This window comes from Sphingomonas canadensis, from assembly GCF_026013525.1.
Taxonomy (GTDB): Bacteria; Pseudomonadota; Alphaproteobacteria; order Sphingomonadales; family Sphingomonadaceae; genus Sphingomonas; species Sphingomonas canadensis.
This window is the reverse complement of record NZ_JAPDRA010000001.1, coordinates 657766-679445: the sequence shown is the minus strand read 5'-3', so window position 1 is coordinate 679445 and position 21680 is coordinate 657766. Positions and strand designations below refer to the sequence as shown.

Sequence of the window (21680 nt, the reverse complement as noted above, 5' to 3'; positions counted from 1 at the left end):
GGAGCGGCGGGACGCCCCGCGGCGGGCGGCGGCGCGCGAGGCGAAAGCACGCCGCCGCCGGTCGGCCGCGCCTAGTTGCCCGGGGGCTGGGACGTGTAGGCGCTGCCGGAGCCGAGGAACTTCTTGGTGGCGGCGCGCGCGTCTGCCTCGGCCTTGGCGCGCCGCGCGGCTTCGATCGCTTCGGCGCGGTATTGCGCCGCCATCAGGTTCTGGATCTGGAGCTGCTGCTTGGCGAGGAGCGCGAGCAGCTGGTTAGTCGCCTGACCGACCTGAAGCGCGCCTTCGGCGCCCTGGCTGCGCGCGGTGATCGCGTTCAGCGTTTCGACATCGGCGCGGACGTTCTCGACCACCTGCGCCTGCACGCGCATCGTCTGCTGATAGGCGGCCATCTGTGCGTCGAGGCGGGCCTTGGCGGCCTGGACTTGCGCGTTCGACGTCAGCGCTTGGTCGAAGCCCTGCGGGAACAGCTTGCGGAGCTGGTCGTCGATGCTGTCGACGCGGAAGTCGACCGCCTGCGCACGCGCCATCAGCTGGTCGATCTGCTTCAGCCGCTCGGTCAATGCCTGGAGCTGCGGGAAGTCGGTCGGCTTCAAGTTCTTGGCCATGTTCTGGAGCATGGCGGCTTCGTTCTGGAGCGACTGGATCTGGTTGTTGATCTGCTCGAGTGCGCGCGCGGCGGAGAGCAGGTTCTGCGAATAGTTGGTGGGATCGAACACGCTGATCTGCGCCGAGGCAGGCGTGGCGACCGCAGTGCAGGCGATGCCGAGCGCCGAGGCGAGCAGGAACTTCTTGAACGAGCAGGTACGCATCACGGGTTACTCCGGGGACGAGGGGGGTTGCGGGAAGCCGGCCAGGAGCGGCGCTGCCCAGTCGAGGCCGGCGGATTCGAGGAAGCGGGCAGCGAAGTCGTGGGCGCCGTGTTGGCCAAGGATCGCGTCGATCCGCGCCTGCGAGGCGGGATCAGAAGCGCCGCACAGCGCCAGCGCAATCGGACCGAGCCCCAGCTCGAACAGGCGGTTGCCGCGCGCCGACTGGAGGTAATAGTGGCGCTTGGGAGTCGCGCGGCTGACGAGCTCGATCTGGCGCTCGTTGAGGCCGAACCGCTCATAGGCTTGCCGGCTCTGCGGTTCGATCGCGCGGTCGTTGGGGAGCAGTATGCGCTGGGGGCAGCTCTCGATGATCGCGGGCGCGATGGTGCTCGCGGCGATGTCGGCGAGGCTCTGGGTCGCGAACAGCACGGCGACGTTCTTTTTGCGCAGCGTCTTGAGCCACTCGCGGATGCGCTGCGCGAACAGCGGATGGTCGAGGAAGAGCCCGTAGATGCGCGCGGCCGGCTTGCGGATCGAGAAACAGGGAGCGAGCGCGACCGGCGGGAGCACGCCCTCGAAGCGTTCGCCTGCGCCTTGCCCATGCGGTGGTAGCTCGGCCGAGAGGATCGGCGCGCCGCCATGCACCTCGGTGCGCGCGTGGCTCGCGACGAGCCGGATGATACGCTCGACCTGGGCGGGGTCGAGCCGGACGCCGGTGTCGGTCCGCCCTTCGCCGAGCCGGTCGAGCCGGAGCGCGCCGTCGGGGTTGACCATCACTTCGACCACCAGCGGATCACTGAGCGCGGCGGCGATCGCCGGGCCCATCGCGGTCCGCAGCATCGCGCGCTGCCGGTCGGCGGAGAGCGCGCCGCTCATCGCTCGCTCTCCGTGGCCGGCGCGAGGGTGCGCTTGCCGGCGGCGAGCTGGCGGCCGACCTGGCTGACGAAGGCCTCGAACCGCTCGCGCGCGAGTGCGCGGCCGGCATGGTCGTTCTCGGCGAGCGGCGCGTGGATCGCGAGTTCGTAGCGGATGAACAGCGCGAGCGATTCGAGTAGGATCTCCTGCCCGCGCTCGATCCGCGCGAGGCTTGAGGAGATGCGGTCGAGCCGGACCCCGAACCGCTCGTCGAGTTCGGAAGTGCCGCGGCGGTCGAGCCAGGACTCGAGCGCCTGCGCGAGGAGCGCCGAGCGCGTCGCGCCGGGCTTGGCGGCGAGCGCCTCGAGCCGCTCGCTCAGCGAGAGCGGGACGAAGAGCTGGTAGCGGACCTTCTGCGGCATCGCTCAGTCCCCCAGCACCAGGTCGTGGCCGTGCCGCGGGTCGGCGTCGATCGCATAGACCGCGCGCGCGACACCCGTGGCGCGCGCCTGATCCATCGCGCGCTGGTCCGAGGCGGTGTCCCCGTCCTCGTCGCCGAGCCCCAGCGGATCAGGCACCGCGGCGGGTTCGGGAGCGGGCAACGGCTGCTCGATGCCCGGATGGCGTTCCTGGTCGCGCCCTCCGGAGGCGGACGCGTCGGGCTCGGCATCGTTGGCGACGGCGAGGCGTGCATCGACCTCGGCCTTGCGCTCGGACCAGTCGTCGCCGCGCGGTGCCGGACGGTCGGCAAAGCCGCCGCTCGCCAGCACCGGCGGCGAGACCACCCGCTCGGTGAAAGTGCGATCCTCGTAGTAGCGGAGCTTGTTCGCGCGGATCGGCGGCGTGCCCGACATGAGCACCAGCTCCTCATGCGCCGGCAGCTGCATCACTTCGCCCGGCGTCAGCAGCGCACGCGCGGTCTCCTGCCGGCTGACCATGACGTGCGCGAGCCAGGGCGCGAGCCGGTGACCGGCATAGTTGCGCATCGCGCGCTGCTCGGTCGCGGTGCCGAGCGCGTCGGAGATGCGCTTGGCGGTGCGCTCGTCGTTGGTCGCGAACGCGATACGGACGTGACAATTGTCGAGGATCGCATTGTGCTCGCCGTACGCCTTCTCGATCTGGTTGAGGCTCTGGGCGATCAGGAAGGCGCGCACGCCATAGCCGGCGAGGAAGGCGAGGCTTGTCTCGAAGAAGTCGAGGCGCCCGAGCGCCGGGAACTCGTCGAGCATCAGCAGCAGCTGCCGCTTGGGCGCGCCCGCGCTGGGCAGATCCTCGGTCAGCCGGCGCCCGATCTGGTTGAGCACGAGCCGGATCAGCGGTTTCGTACGGCTGATGTCCGAGGGCGGTACGACCAGATAGAGCGAGACCGGGGCTTTGGCGGAGACGAGGTCGGCGACGCGCCAGTCGGAGCGCGACGTGACGGCCGCGACGGTCGGGTCACGGTAGAGCCCGAGGAAGCTCATCGCGGTCGAGAGCACGCCCGAGCGCTCGTTGTCGGACTTGTTGAGGAGCTCGCGCGCGGCGCTCGCGACCACGGGATGGACTTGGGGGCCGTCGCCGGTCCCGAGATGATTGGTGGTCATCATCACCCGCAGCGTCGCCGCGAACGAGCGCTGCGGATCGGAGAGGAAGGTCGCGACGCGCGCGAGCGTCTTCTCCTCCTCGGAATAGAGGATGTGGAGGATCGCGCCGACGAGCAGCGAGTGGCTGGTCTTCTCCCAATGGTTGCGCCGCTCGAGCGCGCCCTCGGGATCGACGAGGATGTCTGCGATGTTCTGGACGTCGCGGACCTCGCATGCGCCGCGGCGAACTTCGAGCAGCGGATTGTAGCAGGCCGAGCGCGCGTCGGTCGGATTGAAGAGCAGGCAGTGCGAGAAGCGCGCGCGCCAGCCCGCGGTCAGCTGCCAGTTCTCGCCCTTGATGTCGTGGATGACGGCCGAGCCCGTCCAGCCGAGCAAGGTCGGCACGACCAGCCCGACGCCCTTGCCCGAGCGGGTCGGCGCGAACGCCATGACGTGCTCGGGACCGCTGTGGCGCAGATAGCGCGCGCTCGAGCGCCCGAGGAATACGCCCGTGTCGCGGAAGAGGCCGGCCCGCTCGATTTCACGGGGTGTCGCCCAGCGTGCCGAGCCGTAGGTCGTGACATTCCGGCGCTGCCGCGCGCGCCACAGCGACCCGGCGATCGCGGTTCCGCAGCCGACGAAGCCGCTCGCACCCGCGATGGCGCCGGCACGATCGAACACGTGCGGCGCATAGGCGTCGAAGTGGTACCACCAGGGGAAGATCGCCCAGGGCCGATAGATCGGCCGGTCGAGCAACGTGAACCATGCCGGCCCGAGCTCGGGCTGATACGCGAGCTGCGCCGCCGCCCACTGCGTCGCGAACCAGATCCCCGCGATCACGATCGCGAAGACGAGAAGAATCTGACCGAGGAGCAGTTTGGTCGGAGTCATGCGGGCCTCCGCCCGCGCGACTCATCCGCTCGGGCTCAGCCGCGAATCTCAGTGAATTGGGCGTCCGGGATCAGATACTCGCTAGGGTACCGGGAGACCTCTCCGGTGAATCTCAGCTGACTTCGCCTGGAGGTATGAAATCTGAATGGCGATGACATTTGCCTGACAATCTAGGTATTCGCTTCCCTGAGCGGGGGTCTGGGCTGGCCTTCACTCAACTCCTATCGGTCGCAGTTCGGAGAGCTGTCGGTCATGCTTCGGCTAGCGGATCGCGACGCTCGATTTGGTAGAGCGTGGTCGCACCCACTCCCTGGGTGAATCGGCCCGCATCGAACGTCGCGGGCGCTACGTACCAGGCTTCGTTGACGGGAAGGATCGATCCCAAGATCGCGGCCGCAGTCGCCTGAACCTTGTTACCCGTCAGCCCCAGCTCGAAATTGAAGCCCCCGTCGACATACCAACTCTGGTGCGTGCGTGCGATGATCGACAGGACGGCTTCGAGATCGGAGGCGTCCGCCGACACCAATTCGCCGGCCCGGCTCTCTTCAAGGGCTACGCGCCCCGCCATCTCTGCGACCTTGGCGCGGGCGGTGTCCGCTGCGTCGACCAGCAGCTCGACCGTATCGTATTCCCGCGCCTCCATCAGATGCAGGATTCGCTCGTGCTTCGCGGACGCGAACGCACACAGCCCGCGCTTGCGGGTACCGTCACTTTCGGTCGTGAGCAGGGAAATGGGGCGATAGGGGCCCTGTTCCCCGGTGAGCACGGACTTGAGGGCGGCAAGCGTTTCGTGCCGATTGTATGATGCATGAGCGTCCAGCACTGCCTGAAGCTCGGCTTCGTTCGGCGAATATAGCTCGGCTGCCGTGTAGGCGATTGTGAGTGAACGGCGCTCCAGCAGGCCCGCGCGCACAATCTTGAAAAGCGCGGGCTTGGCGAGACCGGTAATGTCGACCACCACCTCGCCTTCGAGTTTGGGCAGCTGTCCGCTACGAATCGCGTCGTAGGACAGTTCTTCGACCTCTATGCCTCGGCTTGCGGCCCTTGCAAGCATGGCGTCCGCGTGTCCCGCCACTGCGTACCGGGCGGCCAAAATTCGCCGGGGGCGGGTGGCGTCAAGCAAGCGGTCGAAGGATATCGGCGTTCGATCTTCAAAGCCCAAGCCGACCAGCAGCATGTCGACAGTGTCGCGCATTTCATCGAGTCCAAATCGCCGGACCGACGGCATTTCAAGCGCGGAGGAAACGATCGGCTCGGCGCCCACCTCCTGAGTGGGCGACGTGTCGGGGAAGATCAGCTGCACAGGTGGAGTTCGGAAGAATTCACGCGGCCGCTCGACCGATGGAACCGCCGCCTCGTCGGCCTCGTCCCACGAATCCGCGGTGACCAAGTTGCGAAGGAGGATTTCCTTGCCGGCCTTGGGATTGCGAAGCCATTCTTCCAGGCCCTCACCCGAGAGCTCAAACCGATCGCGCTCTGCAAGACCGATTGAGTTCACCAGACCGTAAAGCTTGCGGTACGACAGCTGAAACTGTTGCGTAGGATTCGAGTCGCGCGTCTTCGTTCGGGGCGCCGCGCCGGTGAACACGAATACGCCCGCATCGACGAGTTCGCGAAGCCGCGCCATCTGCTCCTCGACGTCGCCCGACGTGATCCTCACATAGATCGACGTGTACTGCCGCAGTCGCTTCGACGCGGGGTCTTTTCCCGATTGCATCAGAAGATGATAGGATGCCTCGGCGAAGCTCATCGCCACCGCCTTCAAATCGCTGTCACGGCGATCGAGATGGTACAGATAGCGCGCGCAGAAATCCTGAAACGCGGCGCTCTGATGCTGCGGCGGCACGGGAAGCTCCTTGCTCCCGCGCGCGATGATCGCTTGATAGATTTGAATGACGCTCCCAATGTCGCCGACGCACACGCCGGTGAGGGCGCTCAACCCGCGATACAACTTCTTGCGGTCGCCGGATGTCGGCTGGGTGCTGACGATACCACGCGCTATCGATTCGAGATCGATGTCGCCCAGCACGTCCTTCGGCTCGGCGTTCGGGTGACCGGGATTGAAGCGGGAACGTGCCTTAAGGATCGCGTTGACGAAATCCCTGCCTCCGCCCGGCCGCTTCAACCGTTCATAAACCTCGGCACCGAGATCGAAAGTTTGAAAGTCGCGTCCCGCAGCGGCCGGATGCAGCTCACCGGGCGATTTGAGCGTGAGAAAGATTGTCTGCGCTTCAGAGGTCAGCTTAAACGCACAGTCGGCGTTCTGGAAGATTAGTGCCGACAACAGCTCTTCGATCCGGCTTGTGTCGAGATAACGTGTCGACACGTCGTCCAGCAGGAACAGCACCTGCGCGTTGCGCCAGACCGCAGCGGAAGCGCGAACCGCCGAAGCGAGATGCGGAAATGCGATGGCAGGCGTGGTTGCGATGCGATATTCGCTGTCGACCCGGCTGAGCCGAACCAAAAGGTCCACGAGCGAGCGCTCCAACTGCTCGATCGTAGCTGGCTCCGGGATACTTGGAGCCGGCTCGAGAACCTCGGAGACCGCCCGCGCGATCGCCGCAGCCGCGTCCGGCTCGACCGCAGTGGGGTCGAGGTCGTCGAGGTGCGCCAAAGCACGCGCTGCGGCCGCCGCATATGCGACCACCAGCCGTGCGAACAACTGCTCGGCGGACGGTCGAGCTTCGTCCTTCCGTATCGGTATCAGCCGCTGCGCGGATACGAACAGACCAACATATTTGTCCTGCTTGATACGATTGATCGCGTCCGCCTCGCCCTCTCCCGATCGGACCGCGGCGCGGGCATGAAACTGGACCGAGTGCAACAGCATCGTCTTGCCGCACCCTCGCATGCCGGTCATGACCAGGGGGCCAGGGGCGCTCACTCTGTCGACCCAAGTATTCTCGGGATCGACGAGCAGCTGTGGGACGTACCAGGCGTCCATCGTCTGCGCGTTGTACGACTCCTCGAAGCGGCGCAGCACGAGGTTCTCGCGCCAGGGTCGCCACGGCTCCGCCACCTTATGATATTCGGTACGAATGAGGCGGACCATGTCCTCGGCCGAGGGAGGGCGCTGATTTTCGGTGGTTGCAGCCAACGATTGCGCGATCCCCAGCAGCTTGAGCGCGACCCGTTTGTCGAGATCGGCGGCCTCCTCGCCCTCCATGAGCAGGCGCTCGGCCATCCGTTGCAGATGCTCGCCGATCCAATGGATGTCGCCGACATGGATGCCTCCCGAGCGACGGTCCGGCGCCACGGATCCCAAATCGATCGCCTTCGCCCGCAAACCCGGCTCGATCGCATCGCCTCGGCGCCAGGATGCCTTCGGCAGTCGTTCTACGACGATATTTGCCGCGTGCAGGTCGTTATGGTGCTTGAGACGAAGCTCGAATTCGTCGCGCAACCGGAACAGGTCGCATGCGATCTGAGCAGCCTGCGCAGCGCCGAGAGGCAAGCGGCCGGATAAATACTCTTCCAACGGCTCCCCGTCGACATAGGCCAGCTCGACCACGTGGCACGGGAGCACCGTGCCGCCGAAGTCGACGTCCGCATCGAACATGTCCTCCACGCCGACAATGAACTCCGCACCCGCAGCGACCTCGGCATGACGGCGAACTTCTTCCTCGAAGTCTTTGCCCAACTTTTCGTACATCGCCTTTGGGGTGACCTTGAGGACGCGTTGCGGCCGGATCGGGCCGGCGCGCCTTCCGACGAACGCAGCTCCGTAAAAACCTCGCCCCAATGGCCGTTCGATCTCGAACTTGTCGATCTTGGTCGGCGCCGAGGTCAGCGGAAAGCCGTATTCCTGGTCGCAGGTCGGACATTTGTCCGACAGCCGCTTGCGCGAATAATCGTTGGAGGGGCAGTTGAAGCAGCAGTATTTTCCACTTTCAGACATGCACAAACTCCATTGCCGCCGGCGAGCCTGTCGGCGTCGCGTCGATTTCAATCGCGCTCCGCAGCGCGGCTTCGAAAGTCAGCCGTGCAGCCTCCGGGCAACGTACGGACAACAACTCTTCCTTGGGCTCGACACGATCGCCGGCGCGGACCTTGAGAATCACGCCGGCGTCATCCGCATAGCCGGCCGACGCACCTTGCGCCTGGATGACAGCATTGCGAAGCTTGCCGAGGTCGTAGCGGACATATCCTGCCGCCTCGGCAATGAGCGGTCGACCGTGACGGCGTGCAATCTCGTTCGCATATTCTCGAAACCTGCGTTCGGACCCGCCCTGCGCTTCTATGTTCCGAATGGCGGCGCTGGACATCGCTCGGCGATCGACCTCCACTGCTCCCCCAATCGTGGACACCATCGTGGTGCAGACATCGAGGTGCTCGGCGAGCCAGTCGTTTTCCTCGCCGTCCAAGACGAGCTTGAAAGCCAACAACGCCTCGCCACGGCCGACGAACGGCTGAAACGGCCGGCTCGCATCGGTTAACACGCAAACCGCGTCCATGCCGAGAATGCGCGCCACATCGCAGAATTTACGGGAGGCCTGCCTCGCTTCTGCGAAATCGGAGCCGAAATTGCCGTGGTCGGCCACTCTCACCTCAAGACCGACCCGCTTGACCCCCACCGCGATCTTTTTCGACAACAGGCTGGCGATTGCGAGATCGGGGACCGCCTGCGCTCCTACTTGTTGGCGATATCGAAAGAGCGCCGCATCCGCCGGGGCGAAGCTCGCGCCGGCATCGATATGGACGTAGTTGCACATCGCAAGCACCTGTTCGGCGGCGACCACGTCGAGAGCCGTCCGGTACCCGGGAATCGTGCCGAGCACGTCGACTCCGCCGGCCGGACGTCCCGGAACCCCCAGCTTCGGCACGCGCCGGCCGATCGCGACGAGCATCGGAGGGCACAACAGAGTCGATAGGCTGGTAGGACCGCCCGTCGACGCGATGTCGGCCGTGTCGGCCTGTGCGAGATCGAGGCGGTTGCCGGATGCCGCCAGCCGGATGGCGAGGTCCGCGATTTGGCCAAGCGGAAGCCCTCCGTGAACCGCCCTGTCTACAACCTCAACGTAATCGGCGTGCATCGTTCTTCCTCGTCCGCGCGATCCTGCACTGTGCGTTTGGGCTCTGTTTGTTCATGAGCGCCCGCAAACGTCTGTGCACCGTCGAGCACGGTTTCGCCACACCGTCGGAGCTGCGCCCGCCGCCAGGGGCACTTCCTGTCGATCGCGCGAATCTCACGCCAACGTAGTGAGGCGGGCGAGGTCCGCGTCGGAGACCGCAGCAAATTCACCGCCAAGAGACCAGCCGTTTAAACGCAACCGCTCAAGCAGCATCGATTCGACGTCGAACGCTTCTCGTCCCGTTGGGAACAGGCGTGTCGCCACGATCCGCCAGCCGAGTGCGCAGCCCGGAGGCAGGCCGCACGACAAGTCGCCGACGCGGCGCAGCGGATCGTTCGATATGCCGATTTTGATCACGCGGCTCTTTTCGGGAAGCGTCGGAAACAGCTGAGCGATCGGCCCGTCGAGCTCGAGCAGATAAACACTGGTTGGACCGTCTCCGTAGATGGTAGTGCGCGCCCCCGCGATCGGTGGGGGGCCGCGTCGATTGTGCGCCGAAGAGGTATCGGCACCGATTCTGCGGCCTGGACCCGGATCCAAATCCCAACGCACCCGCACCGGCGTCGTGTCCTCGACCTCGAGCGGCGCCGCAAGTCCCGCATAGGTGAAGCGCTCGCGTTCACCAGCACGCCAAAAGATATGCACCGGGTGCTCCCCTGAGAGCAGTGCGACAATCTGGCTTTGACCAAGCCGAGTCCCGGTCTTAGCCGACCAGATCAGCTGCTTGCCGTGCCAACGGTTCGGATAGTCGTGCCCCGTACGGCCCTTGCTGCCGACATTCGCGAACACGAAGAATTCGCCGTCCACTTGCGCATAGCCGGTATCCCAATTACCGCCGCGCCGCGTCTGGAGCCCGATCATCTCCGCGACCTCGCCCCGCGTGTAGAGCGCACCGACCGAAAAACGTGCCCTCGGGGGAAGCGCGCGTGGGCTGAGGCTCAGCTCGAGCACCGGCCAATATTTGCGCTTTCGGTCATGCACGCTCAGGCCGTTCGCACCGCAAAAGGCGCGATAGGCGCGCTCGAGCTCCGCACTTTCTGCGTAAGTCGAACCGACGATGCCCGCGATCGCAGGATCGCTGTCTCTTCCGTCCTTCCCGCCGTTTGCGGCATGTCGCTCAAGCGTGTTTTCTTTGTACCCGAGCAGCCGCGACGGCGCGAAGGCAATGCCGTCGGGGGTGGTGTAGGGCAGGAAGCAGTGCCCGCGCTGAACAAACCCGAGATAGGAACCGCGTTCCGGATCGCCCGGGTCGCTGCGTAGCCGCTCGAACGCCATCAGATTACGGGTGAGATCCTCGAGCGTCTCGATCAGCGGAAGAGCCGCATCGATCTGCGATTCGACCACGAATGGGGCATTTGCCGCGTAACGCTTCCAGCTGCGGATCGACGCGGGATCCCAACCGACCGCCAGCGTTCCGATATGCTCCGCGAGCTCCGGACGAAGCTTGGTCGCGTACAAATCGACCGGATCGCCCCGGCCCGGACGGTCGCCGCGATAAGGACAGTCCCATTCGGCAACCGCGGTCTTCTCGAAGCGCGCATCGTACAATCCGACGAACAAGCTGACTCCAGGTGTGGGCGAGGTGAACGCCGCCCATATCTTGCCGGTTCGCAAGAGCCGCTCGTTTGCCTTTTGTGTCCTCTGGTACAGCTCGAACCCTTCGCGGTCGCGCATCCAAAGGTCATGAAGCGACTGGCCGTCGAGCCCAGGATCGGTGTGGTGGCGCAACAAACGCACGTCCGCAGGCTGGATGCCCCTTTCCCGCAGAAGATCGTTGAAAAGTATCGGCGTCGTCGCCAAGCATCCGCTCCTTCGTTTTCCCAAGCCTTGATGGTCCGCTCGGAGTTTCGGCTCAAGACTCGATTTGTCCGCCTGCGCACAGGCGTGCCGGCATAATCGCCTGTTCGATGCGTCCAGACGTCGTCCATAAGCGTCGGTGCGCCCCGCAAAAGCACAACGGCGCATTCCAGCCGGACAATTCATCCGCTTCGGCGATATTTACCGATCGACGAAAGGCTCGACTTTAACTTCCTATTTCAGCGAAGTTGTCGATAGTATCGACGCGGGGGAGCTGCCGAGCAATGCCGAGAGAATCCTGGTGCTGAGGCGGGCATCGAAGTCGGGCGAAAGCGGCGGCGACATCGGATCCGTCCGAACATGAGCTATTGGTATCCCAAAAAATCACGCGCCGACGAACTGACCGCGCGGATGCTGAGGCTCGAGCAGTCCTTCGAGCACGGCCTGGACGCAGGCACCGATCGACTCGTGCATCTTTCCGAACGCTTGACCGAGGCATTGGCTCGACCCGACTTCCCCAGGCAGCAGATCGTCCGCTGGCTGTGGGTCGCTTCGCAATACCGGCTCTATGCAGATGCCGAAAAGGGAATCGCGGCGCGAGCCGCCGCCGCCTTGGTGTTTCTGGAAGACGCGCTCGCGCGTGAGGTGCTCGTCGACACCGACCGGCAAGAACTCAACTGGATCCTGGACACCGTCGTTGCCCGGCTCGCGACACTCGTCGGTCCTGCCCGCCTCAAGGGCTGTTTAAGCACGGCCGAGCTCACACATATCGACGAGCGCCTCTCCCGGTACGATGAGGCCGAGCCGTTCGACGTCGATGCCGTCGTGTCTACGGTCCGCCGCCAGCTCGATCTTCTCGCCCAATTCGGCGACTTGGGGGAATTCACCGGATTGTCGGCGAAAACCGAAGCACTGATCGCGGCCGCCGCTCGACCCGGCTCCGAGAACGCACCCGCTCGCGCGGCTCTGCGATACCTCGCCGAACTTCACGACGTCGTCGACGACCAGGTTGGGATGCTCGGGTTGATCGACGACATCTACGTGCTGGAATGGGCCTATGCGGCGGTCGAAAACCAGACCTTGTGTCTCCCCATCCTCGAGGCAATGTCACGGCGGCGACCCTTCGTTGCCACGGTCGGCCTGGGTACCGCCGGCACGCCGCTTGATCGGTTCGGCTGCTACGTCACCTGCGCAGCACTGACGACGCTCGCCGCGCCGAGCGCAGGAGCGCTCGTTCTGCGCGAAGTCGGCCCCTATGCGGTAATCGCCGCCGTAGCCGCCGCAATCGAAGGCGCCGTGAGCCAGTCGGACGCGTTCGATCAGGAAATGGAACTCTGGGCCCAAGGCTGCCCCGTCACAATCAGCGACGGAACCGTGACCTTCCATGCCCGCTATGGCGGTCGGGTCGACGGGACCGCGCGCGCACGCTGGCGCCTCCACGTCGCTGAAGCAGGCACGATCACCGTCGGCGAGGAAGTGCTGCCCTATCTTGCGCGCTCGGCACGCGAGTGGAAACGTCTGTCGAACGGCAGTCACATTCTTGCCTGGCTCAAGGACCGCAACGTCGACAGCCTCGTCGGACTGACGGGTCATGGCCGTCGGCGACCGCAGCGTCACGAAGCCGTTCTGTTGGTTGGGTCGCGCGCCAAGCTCGACCGCTTCCTCCCCGCGATGTGGCCGCAGGGGATGACGCCCGCGGCGCTCGTGGGTGCCCGCTGGATCGACGCGCATGGGCAGCCGCACGATTTGCCCGGCAGCGCCACGGATCGGCCACTTCTCTATGCTTGCGCCGACGCCGCCACCGCGTGCGATCTCGTCGCGGATCCGCCGGAGCACATCGACGCCTGGCACATTTTGGTCGATGGCGGCGGCAGCGGCCGCGCGCTGCATGCCGCGCTCGCCGCTTCCGACCGGCTCGACGGCACCCATCTGTGCATTTTTGCAAACCTCCACGAGCGCGAAAGCGTGAGCGGTCTCGTCGACCATGGGATCAAGGACGTCTGGTATCTGGAGGATCAAGACGTCGAGGTGCCTCCAATCGTGCATCCCGGCAGATCCGACGAGATTGATCCGCTCGCACGCTTCTTTGCGCGACGATCAGCGCATTGGAATGCCGCCTATGCGGTTGTGCTCGGCAACGATCCGTTCTTGGAGGCGGTCGCGGAATGCCTCCGGAGGGGTAACGGCCGCCGTCATGACGATCCCGCGCTCGACGCGCTCGATTTGACCGTCGCGGCCTTCCTCCGCCGTGCCACCGGCCATCCGCTGCCGGACGACGAAGACCGTCGCGCTCTCAAGACCCTCGCCTCGGCAATCGTCGGTCAGGCTTCGACGCTTGCGCTCTTCGAAACCCACGCCGCCGAAGTCCGCACCTTGTTCGCCGACTACACGCCGGACGCAAGCGGCGGAGATCGCCGCGACGCTCTGCTCGAGCTCGGATCTTCTCTCGGGGGCGAGGAAGCGGTGGCGGTGGTCTGCCGCTCGACCGCCACGGCCGACCGTTGCCGACATGAAGCGGCGGCGACCGAGGCACTGCGCGGATTCGAATGGATCACGATTGAGGCGCTGCGCGCCTCGGCTCCCTACGACCGCGTCGTCGTGCCAGGCTGGCTCGGTCGTCACACCATGCGCGAGCTTTCCAACGTCGGTTTCGGTGCGCGGACAGACATGCTGCTCCTGCCGTTCGAGCGCCGTTGGTACGAAAAGACAATGTCGGCCGCTCGACGCTTCGAGCGTGGGCTCGAGCATGGCACCGCCAAACTGCTCAAGAGCCTGATCGACGACAGCGCCGAGGCGGCGGAGCCGCGTTGGCATGAGCAGGCGGCGCGCCGCGTCGAACTCCAAGCCGCCAACGACGTCGAGCCGATCGACGATACACCCGAGACCGCTCAAGCCGAGGCACGTGCCGTCGATGGCATCCGCAAGGCCTTGCCGTCGGTCTCGCACCGGAGCGAAACCGCCAAGGCGCAGCTCGTCTTGTTTGCCGAACCCGGCGCCTTTGCATTGCTGCCGCCCGCAGGGCACATCATCGTCCTTCCCGAAGAGGCGGACGCGGCGCTCCCGGTCGCCGATCGACGCCTGCTTCTGCCCGTATCCTCGCTCAAGCCCGGCATGTTGATGGCTCTTCCGCTCGAGACCGATCGCGACCTGGTCGATGCGTGGGCCGATCGAATTCTCAACGACGGCGGTGAGGTCCGCGCCCGTGCCGATCGTTGGAAATTTGCGCTCAAACGACATTTCGCATCCACCGGCGAGAGCTACGCCGAGTTCGCTCGGCGTCTCGACGCTGCCGGTGAACGACGCGACGCGTTGACCGTACGGTCCTGGGCGAGCGACACCCGCAGTGTCGCACCCAGAAACTATCGCCGCGTCCTTCCGGTCGTCGCCGAACTGATCGACGATGCCGAACTTCGCGCTGGCCTGGCCGAGACTCAGGCCGCGATCGATGCCGTTTACGGTGCCCGCGCCGATGCCACCGATGCGATCCTGCGCGAGATCTTCTCGGGGGCGATCGACCTGTCGTCGCCGACGATTTCGTTCGAGATCGAAGGTCGGCGTCTCGTCTACACGCTTCTGCGCGTGGAACGAATCGCCGGTATCCAGGACGTGCCGGCCGAGTTGATAGGGCGGCGGCTGCGTCTAGCCGACCTACCTCCTCGCGAAGACGCTCCCGAATGACCCGCATGCTTCCGCCGACGCTCCCCTCGGACGTGTCGCGAGGCGAGGCATGCATGTTCGAGCTCATCCGCGACGCCGCCGGAACCGACGATCTGGTCTGCCTGCATTCGCTCGGGATCGCTCGTCATTTGCGCAAAGACTATGCCGAGGCCGACTTCGTGTTGATCGGCAGTCACGGCATCTTCTGTCTCGAGGTCAAAGGTGGCGACATCGAGCGAAAGGACGGTTTGTGGCGCGTCGGCCGCGGCGCCAAGTCCTACACGTCGAGCGAAGGGCCGTTCAAGCAAGCCCAATCGGCACGCTGGGGCCTGATCGGCTATCTGGATCGGCGGCTCGGCCGCGCGGTACGGAAAGAATGCCTCGTCGGTTGGGGCGTCGTCTTCCCCGACATCCGCTTCGACCGCGCGGACCCTGAATGGGATCAGGAGGTCGTGTACGACGTGCGCGATACGGTGCGCTCCTTCGCCGATTATGCGGAACGCCTGGCCGATTACTTTCGGGGTCGTGCGGACGAGACCGGTCGTACGGCTCCCGCGCGTCTGAGCGCCGCGCGGCGCGACGAATTCGTCAATCTGCTGCGCGGAGACTTCGAGGCCATACGAAGCCTGCCCGGGCTGCTCACCGAGAGTGAGCGCGAGCTCGTGGCGTTGAGCGCCGATCAGCACCGCGTCCTCGATTACGCGCTCAACGAGAACAATCCCCGCCTTCTCTGCGACGGTCCCGCGGGCAGCGGCAAAACGCTCATCGCGCTCGAAGCGGCGCGGCGCCTCGCCGCTAAGGGTCGCTCGGTCCTGTTGCTTTGCTACAACGACAATCTCGCTCAATATCTAAAGGTCGATGTCGCGCAAACCGCACCGGGCGTGCGTATGGCAACGCTCCACGGCTTCTTCGCCGAGACCATTAAGGCGGCCGGGCTCGGCGACCGGCTACGCGGCCGCGACGTCGCGGCGTCCGCGGACACCTTCGACAAACTTTATCCCGAACTGTTCGAAAGCGCCTGCTCGAACCTATGCGACGAAGGTGCGCTCCCCCAGTTCGACGTCGTCATCATCGACGAAGCGCAGGACATTCTGACCTTCCCCTTCCTCAACTGTCTCGACCTTGTGCTCGCCGGCGGCTTTCGCGGAGGGCGCTGGCTCATCTTCCACGATTCTGGACCGCAATCGGCGCTCTACGGCCGCGTCGAACCGAGGCTGCTTGAGGCGTTGTATGGCTTCGGCGCCGTCGGCGTCGAGTTGCGCGAGAATTTCCGCAACCCTAAAGAAGTCGCGCTTGAAGCGAGCAAGATCGGAGGCGTTCCCGAACCGATTTGTCGCCGCACGCTGCGCTCGCCGGTCGAATATCGCCGTGCCGCCGATGCCAAGGACCAGGCCAAACGACTGCGCGCGCTGCTGCTCGAGTTGATCAAGGACGGTGTCCTGCCCGCAAGCGTCTCAATCCTCTCGTGGGTGAAGACGAGCGCGTCGAGCGTCGTCCAATTCCCGCCGGATGTCGGCAAGCCGCTCAAGCCGATCGACGACCGCGGGCCTGGTGACGACCAGAGCTTCACCTACGGCACCATCGCTGGCTTCAAGGGATTGGAGAACGACATCGTGATTCTCACCGATTTGCCGGACCGACTCGACGACCCCATCATCCAGGCCGCGATCTACGTCGGCATGACGCGCGCCCGCACGAAGCTATACGCCTTCGTCGGCGATGCATTTCTTGAAGCACGGGCCGAGCGGTGAGTGCCCTCGCCGATCCGTTCGAAAGCCCACGGGCGTTTCGCGACAATTTGGTCGCCTCGACCGTGCGGCAGCTGTTTGGTCCGCGACCATATGACACGCCGGAGGATCAGACCGAAACGCTGACCATCTCGCCGCTGCAGCTCTACGCAACCGGCGTGCTGTTCCCGCAAAAGATGCCCCAGCAGCGTCTGGAGGACAGCATCGATCCGCCGACCGAGGACGAACGCGAAACTCTCGAGTCGATGGCCGAGGATCTGCCGGTGATCGAAACCCGAGCCGCGCGCCAGGACGGCGATGGGTCCGACGAGCGTGAGCCGCTCAATCTCGCCAACGAGTTCAGCCCGTCGGCGGCCGGCATTTCCTTCGCCGTCGGCGATGCCGTGCCGCTGATCGTACGTGCCGATTGGGCCACCTACATTCCTGAATCCATCGACGAGGTCCATCCGCGCGCGGGCGAGACCGGCCTAGACGGTCGCATCTTCCCCGCGACCCGCCGTGTACAGGCCTGGCGCCGCGTACCGTGCTCGCGCGAGATTGCGTTGCCGAGCTTCTCGGCGCTCGGCGCGCAGCCGCCGATCACGCTCGACGCGGACAACATGCTGAGTCTGCGCACCACGATCCGTCGGCGGTCGGAAGACGGCCGACTGATTTATTCGTGCATGTTGGTCAACGAACGCAGAACACAAGGCGCCGCCGCTCCGTCGTGCGCCGACGTCTTTTTCCAAGTCGCCCTCAAGGTCTCGCACGCGGACGGTGAACCCGTGTTCCGACCGATCGACCGCAGCGTCGGCGAGGCGCTCGACGATCCCGAGCTGGCGTCGATGGACTTGCTGTTTCGCCATCGCCGCGCCTTCGCGCTGGGCCACGGCACCGCCGGAGATTGGAACCGTGACGAAGCGCTGTCCGAGGCCGGCGCGGTCGATTGGGTGGCCGCCGTCGCCGTGCCCGATTATGAGCTCAAGCCCATTCGTCCCCGCACCAAAGCCTTCGATCCCGAGCGCTCGCTCAAACTGTCGATGGGCTTTCTCTATGATGCGGCTGGCGGCGATCCCCGGATCGCGATCCCCGCTGCAATGCGCGACCTGGCACGCGACTATGCGGCGTGGATTCAGGAGCAAGAAGGCAAAATCACGAAGCTCACCGGCCCGTTGCGCAAAGCCGCCGACGACAATCTCGACAATTGCCGTGCGTGTCATACCCGCATGCTTCGCGGTGTCGACTTGCTGGAGCGCGAGGATGAGGCGCTGACCGCCTTCCGCTTGATGAACAAGGCGATGTTCGTCCAACAGCACCACTCGCGACTGCCGCGACGCGACCGCGATGCCCCACTGCCCGACGGTCCCGGCAATGGGCACGACAAAAGCTGGTACCCCTTCCAGCTCGGCTTCATCCTGATGAACCTCGCCTCCGCGTTCAGCGCGGACGACGAAGAACGCCGCGTCGTCGATTTGATCTGGTTCCCGACCGGCGGTGGCAAGACCGAAGCCTATTTGGGCCTGAGCGCCTTCACGATTCTGCTGAACCGCCTTCGCGGCGAGGCGGCGGGTTGCACCGTGCTCATGCGTTACACGCTGCGCCTCTTGACCGCACAGCAGTTCCAGCGCGCCTCGGCGTTGACGCTCGCCATCGAAGCGCTCCGTCGCGAGCGCAACCTCGGCGCCGATCTCGGCGACGCGCCGGTCTCGATCGGCCTCTGGGTGGGACGTAGCCTCTCGCCCAATACGCGCGACGACGCGCGGCACCGCTTGCGCCAGCTCCAGCAGGAGCGCTTCGCCGCCAATCCGTTCCAAGTGCTGCAATGCCCATGGTGCGGGGTCGACTTCACCGACCGAACCAAGCTCGGCTATCAAGAAGCACGCCCGCGCGACGGCGGTGCCCGCACCGTCGCTTTCGCTTGCCCCGACGAGCATTGCGCCTTTTCAAAGCCCCGAGGCGGGCTGCCCATCCTCGTCATCGACGAAGACATTTACGCGGCTCCGCCGACCATCCTGATCGGAACCGTCGACAAGTTCGCGCAGATCGCGTGGGACGACCGGACCGGTCGATTGTTCGGCCTGGGCACGGATGCGCCGCCGCCCGCATTGGTGATCCAAGACGAGCTCCACCTCATCTCGGGCCCACTTGGCACGGTGGTCGGTCTCTACGAAACCGCCATCGACCGCCTATGTTCGCGCGACGGCCACGTTCACAAGGTCGTGGCGTCGACCGCGACCATCCGCCGCGCGGCCGAGCAATGTCGAGACCTTTATGCTCGCGATTGTTTCGAATTTCCGCCACAGGCGATCCGCTCGGGCGAATCCTATTTCGCTTTCGAAGACGGCGATGCTCCGGGCCGGCGTTACGTCGGCTTCATGGGCAATGCGGTCAAGTCGCATCAGACCGCCTTGGTGCGCGCCTGTTCCCCGTTGCTGCAAAATGTCTGTTTTGCGCTAACCGAGGAGCAGGAGCGCGAGCGCGCGTTGGTCGATCCCTACGGGACCTTGGTTTGGTACTTCAATTCGCTACGCGAGCTCGGCCATGCCGCAACGTTGTGCGTCGGCGACATTCCGGAATTTCTCAAAGGGTATTGCCACCGACGCGGTATTCGCCCCGAGGCGCGTCGCTACATCCGTGAGATCGTGGAATTAACCAGCCGCCGCGGCGCCGAAGAAATTCCCGCCATTCTTCAGCAGCTTGAAATCAAATGGCGCCTGAAACCCTCCGGGCCGCCCCCCGTCGACGTGCTGCTCGCCACCAACATGATCGCGGTAGGTGTCGACGTCGCAAGGCTGGGCGTCATCGTGATGAGTGGTCAACCCAAGGGCACTTCGGAATACATCCAAGCGAGCAGCCGTGTCGGCCGCCAAGTCCCCGGTCTAGTGCTCACCGTCTATACGCAGACCAAAAGCCGCGACCGCTCGCACTACGAGCGGTTCGTCGCCTATCACCAAAGCCTCTACCGCCACGTCGAGCCGACGAGCGTGACGCCATTCTCGCCGCAAGCGCGCGAGCGCGGGCTGATGGGCATCTTCGTCGCGCTGGCGCGCCTTCTCGCCGAGGTCGAAAGTCCCGATCGCATCGCGTCTTTCGTGGACGACGTCGAAGATCAAATCGAGACGATTCTGGCGCGCGTCCACCATATCGACCGCGACGAGGCCGACGACACCCGCACCGAACTGGAAGAGGCGCTCGCGCTTTGGCGCAGCTATGCGCCGCCGCGCTACGGCGCGATGGGCGGCGCGCCGAGCGAGCTGACCCTAATGTACCCGTTCGGCTCGGTTCGCGACGACACCTATCAGCGCCATGCCTGGCCGGTGCCGACATCGATGCGCAACGTCGACGGCACGTCGATAGCGCGCGTGGTCACTATCTATCCGACGCCCGCGGAGGAAGAAGCATGACCGACCGGCCCGAATTTCGAAGTTCCCAGGGCGTGGTGCCGTTCGGCGTCGGCGCCGTGATTGATTTTCTCGACGAATCCTTGATGTGCGCCGGGCTCGACGCCTGGCCGTTAGAACAAGTCGACGCCTCCATCCGTCCCGAGATCCTAAAATCCAACCAAGTTGTCGACGGACGCCTGGCCCGCCGGCTGACCGCTGAGCTTGGGCGACCCATCGACTTTTTCATGAGTCCGACCGAAGCGCCGGAACTCTCTGTCAGAGGTGCGCCGCGTCAGGACCGCGCGCCGATGCCGTTCGTGCGCTTCCCCAATTGGCATTTCTGTCCGCGCTGCCGGATCCTGAAGCATGTGCCTTGGAACGCGCCATGGCGCTCCGATGCGCTACGCTGCAGCAACAGCGGCCGACGCGCCGACGGCGACGCCAAGCCTTGTTCCGAGCTGCCCGCGCGGCGGCGCCCGCGCTTGTCGCCGGTGCGCTTCGTCGTCGCCTGCGAAGTCGGGCACATCATGGATTTTCCATGGCTGGATTGGGCGCATTCCGCCGTGCAGGCCGCCTGCTCGCCCGACACCGCGAAGCTCTATCTCTATTCGACCACCGCCGCCGGCCTGGCGGGCGTCGTCGTCAAATGCACGAATTGCGGCGCCTCACGGTCGATGGCGGGCGCATTTCAGCGCGACGCGCTGCGCGGCGTCTATGTCGGATCATGCCCCGGCGAGCGGCCTTGGCTCGGCCCCGAAGGCGCGCAACCCTGCCCCTCGCAAGTTCCCCAGACGATCCAGCGCGGGGCGTCGAACTCCTATTTCGCCAAGCTTACCAGCTCTATTCTGATTCCACCTTATTCGGCGAAGATTCAGCAGGTCCTCGATCGTCCCGACATCTGGGAGGAAATTACGTCGACCACGGTGGACGGTGCGCCCAACATGCCGCTCATCAAGGTGAAGGCACGCAACCTCGGCCTGGATGAAGACAGCTTCGTGCGCGCCGTGCTCGAACGCCTGACCGGTGAAGCCGTCGCGGCCGAGGCGGCCGCCGACGCTCTGGTCGATGAGACGCGTTATCGCTTTGACGAGTACAAAGCCTATACCGGCCCTAGGCCGCCCGCGCTTGAGCGTCACGATTTCGACACCAAGGCCAGCGACGTGCACGCCTACGAGTCCTGGTTTGCCGAAGCGTTTGACGCGGTCGTATTGGTACGACGCCTTCGCGAAACCCGCGTGCTCACGGGCTTCACACGGCTCGTCCCCCCCGACGCTGCGAACGGCGCGCTGGCTTCTCTGTCGCTGTCCCCGAAGCGCTGGCTGCCGGGCTTTTCGGTCCGGGGAGAAGGCATATTTCTGCAATTCTCGAAGACTGGCCTCGCCGCTTGGAGCACCAAGCCCGAAGTCGTGGCTCGTGTGACGGGGTTGCAGGCGCAACTGGGTCGGATTGCGCGTGACCGCGGCCGTCCGGAGCGCATCATCTCGCCTACCCATCTCCTCATCCACAGCTTCGCGCATCTGTTCATTCGCCAATTGGCGTTCGAATGCGGTTATGATTCCTCGAGTTTGCGTGAGCGTCTCTACGTGTCCGATGATCCCGCACACCTGATGGCGGGTCTGCTCGTCTATACCGCCAGCGGTGATTCCGAGGGGACGCTGGGCGGTCTCGTCCGCCAAGGCGAGCCCAAACGCTTGGACGCGACCATCCGCGCAGCTCTTGCCAATGCCGCGATCTGCTCGTCCGATCCGTTGTGCATCGAAAGCGAGGGGCAGGGCACCAACGCCCTCAACCGCGCCGCCTGCCACGCCTGCGCGCTGTTGCCGGAGACGAGCTGCGAAGAAGGAAACCTGCTGCTCGACCGCCTCGTCGCGATCGGTACCCCCGAACGCCCGGACCTGGGTTATTTCGGAGCTATGGCGATCTAGTC

At 65.2% G+C, this 21680-nt stretch carries 11 protein-coding genes; 4 read left to right on the top strand and 7 right to left on the bottom strand.

Features of this window, described 5'->3' with window-relative positions; genetic code table 11:
• Positions 1-71: 71 nt before the first annotated feature.
• From trbJ to OM513_RS03255, 7 genes are all read right to left on the bottom strand, one after another.
• Positions 72-809, bottom strand: coding sequence for a P-type conjugative transfer protein TrbJ (gene trbJ / locus OM513_RS03285; protein ID WP_264943032.1), 738 nt, complete (start codon positions 807-809; stop codon positions 72-74).
• A gap of 6 nt (positions 810-815) precedes the next feature.
• Positions 816-1685 (bottom strand): P-loop NTPase family protein, encoded by an 870-nt coding sequence (locus OM513_RS03280; RefSeq protein ID WP_264942699.1) that lies wholly within the window; start codon positions 1683-1685, stop codon positions 816-818.
• A complete protein-coding gene (locus tag OM513_RS03275; RefSeq protein WP_264942698.1) occupies positions 1682-2086 on the bottom strand; it encodes a CopG family transcriptional regulator in 405 nt (134 codons plus the stop codon). The genes OM513_RS03280 and OM513_RS03275 overlap by 4 nt, the downstream gene beginning before the upstream one ends.
• A gap of 3 nt (positions 2087-2089) precedes the next feature.
• Positions 2090-4117, bottom strand: coding sequence for a conjugal transfer protein TraG (locus tag OM513_RS03270; protein ID WP_264942697.1), 2028 nt, complete (start codon positions 4115-4117; stop codon positions 2090-2092).
• A 250-nt stretch (positions 4118-4367) separates the two neighbouring features.
• The gene (locus tag OM513_RS03265; RefSeq protein WP_264942696.1) at positions 4368-8015 is read right to left on the bottom strand and encodes an ORC-CDC6 family AAA ATPase; all 3648 of its coding nucleotides are present in this window, start codon (positions 8013-8015) and stop codon (positions 4368-4370) included.
• Positions 8008-9150 (bottom strand): hypothetical protein, encoded by a 1143-nt coding sequence (locus OM513_RS03260; RefSeq protein WP_264942695.1) that lies wholly within the window; start codon positions 9148-9150, stop codon positions 8008-8010. The genes OM513_RS03265 and OM513_RS03260 overlap by 8 nt, the downstream gene beginning before the upstream one ends.
• Before the next feature lie 153 nt (positions 9151-9303).
• Positions 9304-10989 (bottom strand): GIY-YIG nuclease family protein, encoded by a 1686-nt coding sequence (locus OM513_RS03255; RefSeq protein WP_264942694.1) that lies wholly within the window; start codon positions 10987-10989, stop codon positions 9304-9306.
• A gap of 357 nt (positions 10990-11346) precedes the next feature.
• On the opposite strand from OM513_RS03255, the gene OM513_RS03250 reads away from it, so the two are divergent.
• From OM513_RS03250 to drmB, 4 genes are read left to right on the top strand one after another with little or no spacing between them, the layout of a single operon-like run.
• Complete coding sequence (locus OM513_RS03250; protein WP_264942693.1) at positions 11347-14664, top strand: hypothetical protein; 3318 nt, start codon at positions 11347-11349, stop codon at positions 14662-14664.
• 53 nt (positions 14665-14717) lie between these two features.
• On the top strand, positions 14718-16394 hold the full coding sequence (locus OM513_RS03245) for a nuclease-related domain-containing DEAD/DEAH box helicase (protein WP_264942692.1): 1677 nt from the start codon (positions 14718-14720) through the stop codon (positions 16392-16394).
• Positions 16391-19774 carry a helicase-related protein gene (locus tag OM513_RS03240; protein WP_264942691.1) on the top strand — a complete coding sequence of 1128 codons (3384 nt, stop codon included), beginning with the start codon at positions 16391-16393 and terminating at the stop codon, positions 19772-19774. Before OM513_RS03245 ends, OM513_RS03240 begins: the two co-directional genes overlap by 4 nt.
• Positions 19771-21678 carry a DUF1998 domain-containing protein gene (drmB, locus tag OM513_RS03235; protein ID WP_264942690.1) on the top strand — a complete coding sequence of 636 codons (1908 nt, stop codon included), beginning with the start codon at positions 19771-19773 and terminating at the stop codon, positions 21676-21678. The genes OM513_RS03240 and drmB overlap by 4 nt, the downstream gene beginning before the upstream one ends.
• Positions 21679-21680 lie beyond the last annotated feature (2 nt).

What these genes read in the sequence shown, in the direction of transcription:
- OM513_RS03280 (WP_264942699.1), bottom strand. Translation starts at nt 1,685, where the DNA reads ATGAGCGGCGCGCTCTCCGCCGACCGGCAGCGCGCGATGCTGCGGACC.
- OM513_RS03265 (WP_264942696.1), bottom strand. Translation starts at nt 8,015, where the DNA reads ATGTCTGAAAGTGGAAAATACTGCTGCTTCAACTGCCCCTCCAACGAT.
- OM513_RS03245 (WP_264942692.1), top strand. Translation starts at nt 14,718, where the DNA reads ATGTTCGAGCTCATCCGCGACGCCGCCGGAACCGACGATCTGGTCTGC.
- OM513_RS03260 (WP_264942695.1), bottom strand. Translation starts at nt 9,150, where the DNA reads ATGCACGCCGATTACGTTGAGGTTGTAGACAGGGCGGTTCACGGAGGG.
- drmB (WP_264942690.1), top strand. Translation starts at nt 19,771, where the DNA reads ATGACCGACCGGCCCGAATTTCGAAGTTCCCAGGGCGTGGTGCCGTTC.
- OM513_RS03270 (WP_264942697.1), bottom strand. Translation starts at nt 4,117, where the DNA reads ATGACTCCGACCAAACTGCTCCTCGGTCAGATTCTTCTCGTCTTCGCG.
- OM513_RS03250 (WP_264942693.1), top strand. Translation starts at nt 11,347, where the DNA reads ATGAGCTATTGGTATCCCAAAAAATCACGCGCCGACGAACTGACCGCG.
- trbJ (WP_264943032.1), bottom strand. Translation starts at nt 809, where the DNA reads ATGCGTACCTGCTCGTTCAAGAAGTTCCTGCTCGCCTCGGCGCTCGGC.
- OM513_RS03275 (WP_264942698.1), bottom strand. Translation starts at nt 2,086, where the DNA reads ATGCCGCAGAAGGTCCGCTACCAGCTCTTCGTCCCGCTCTCGCTGAGC.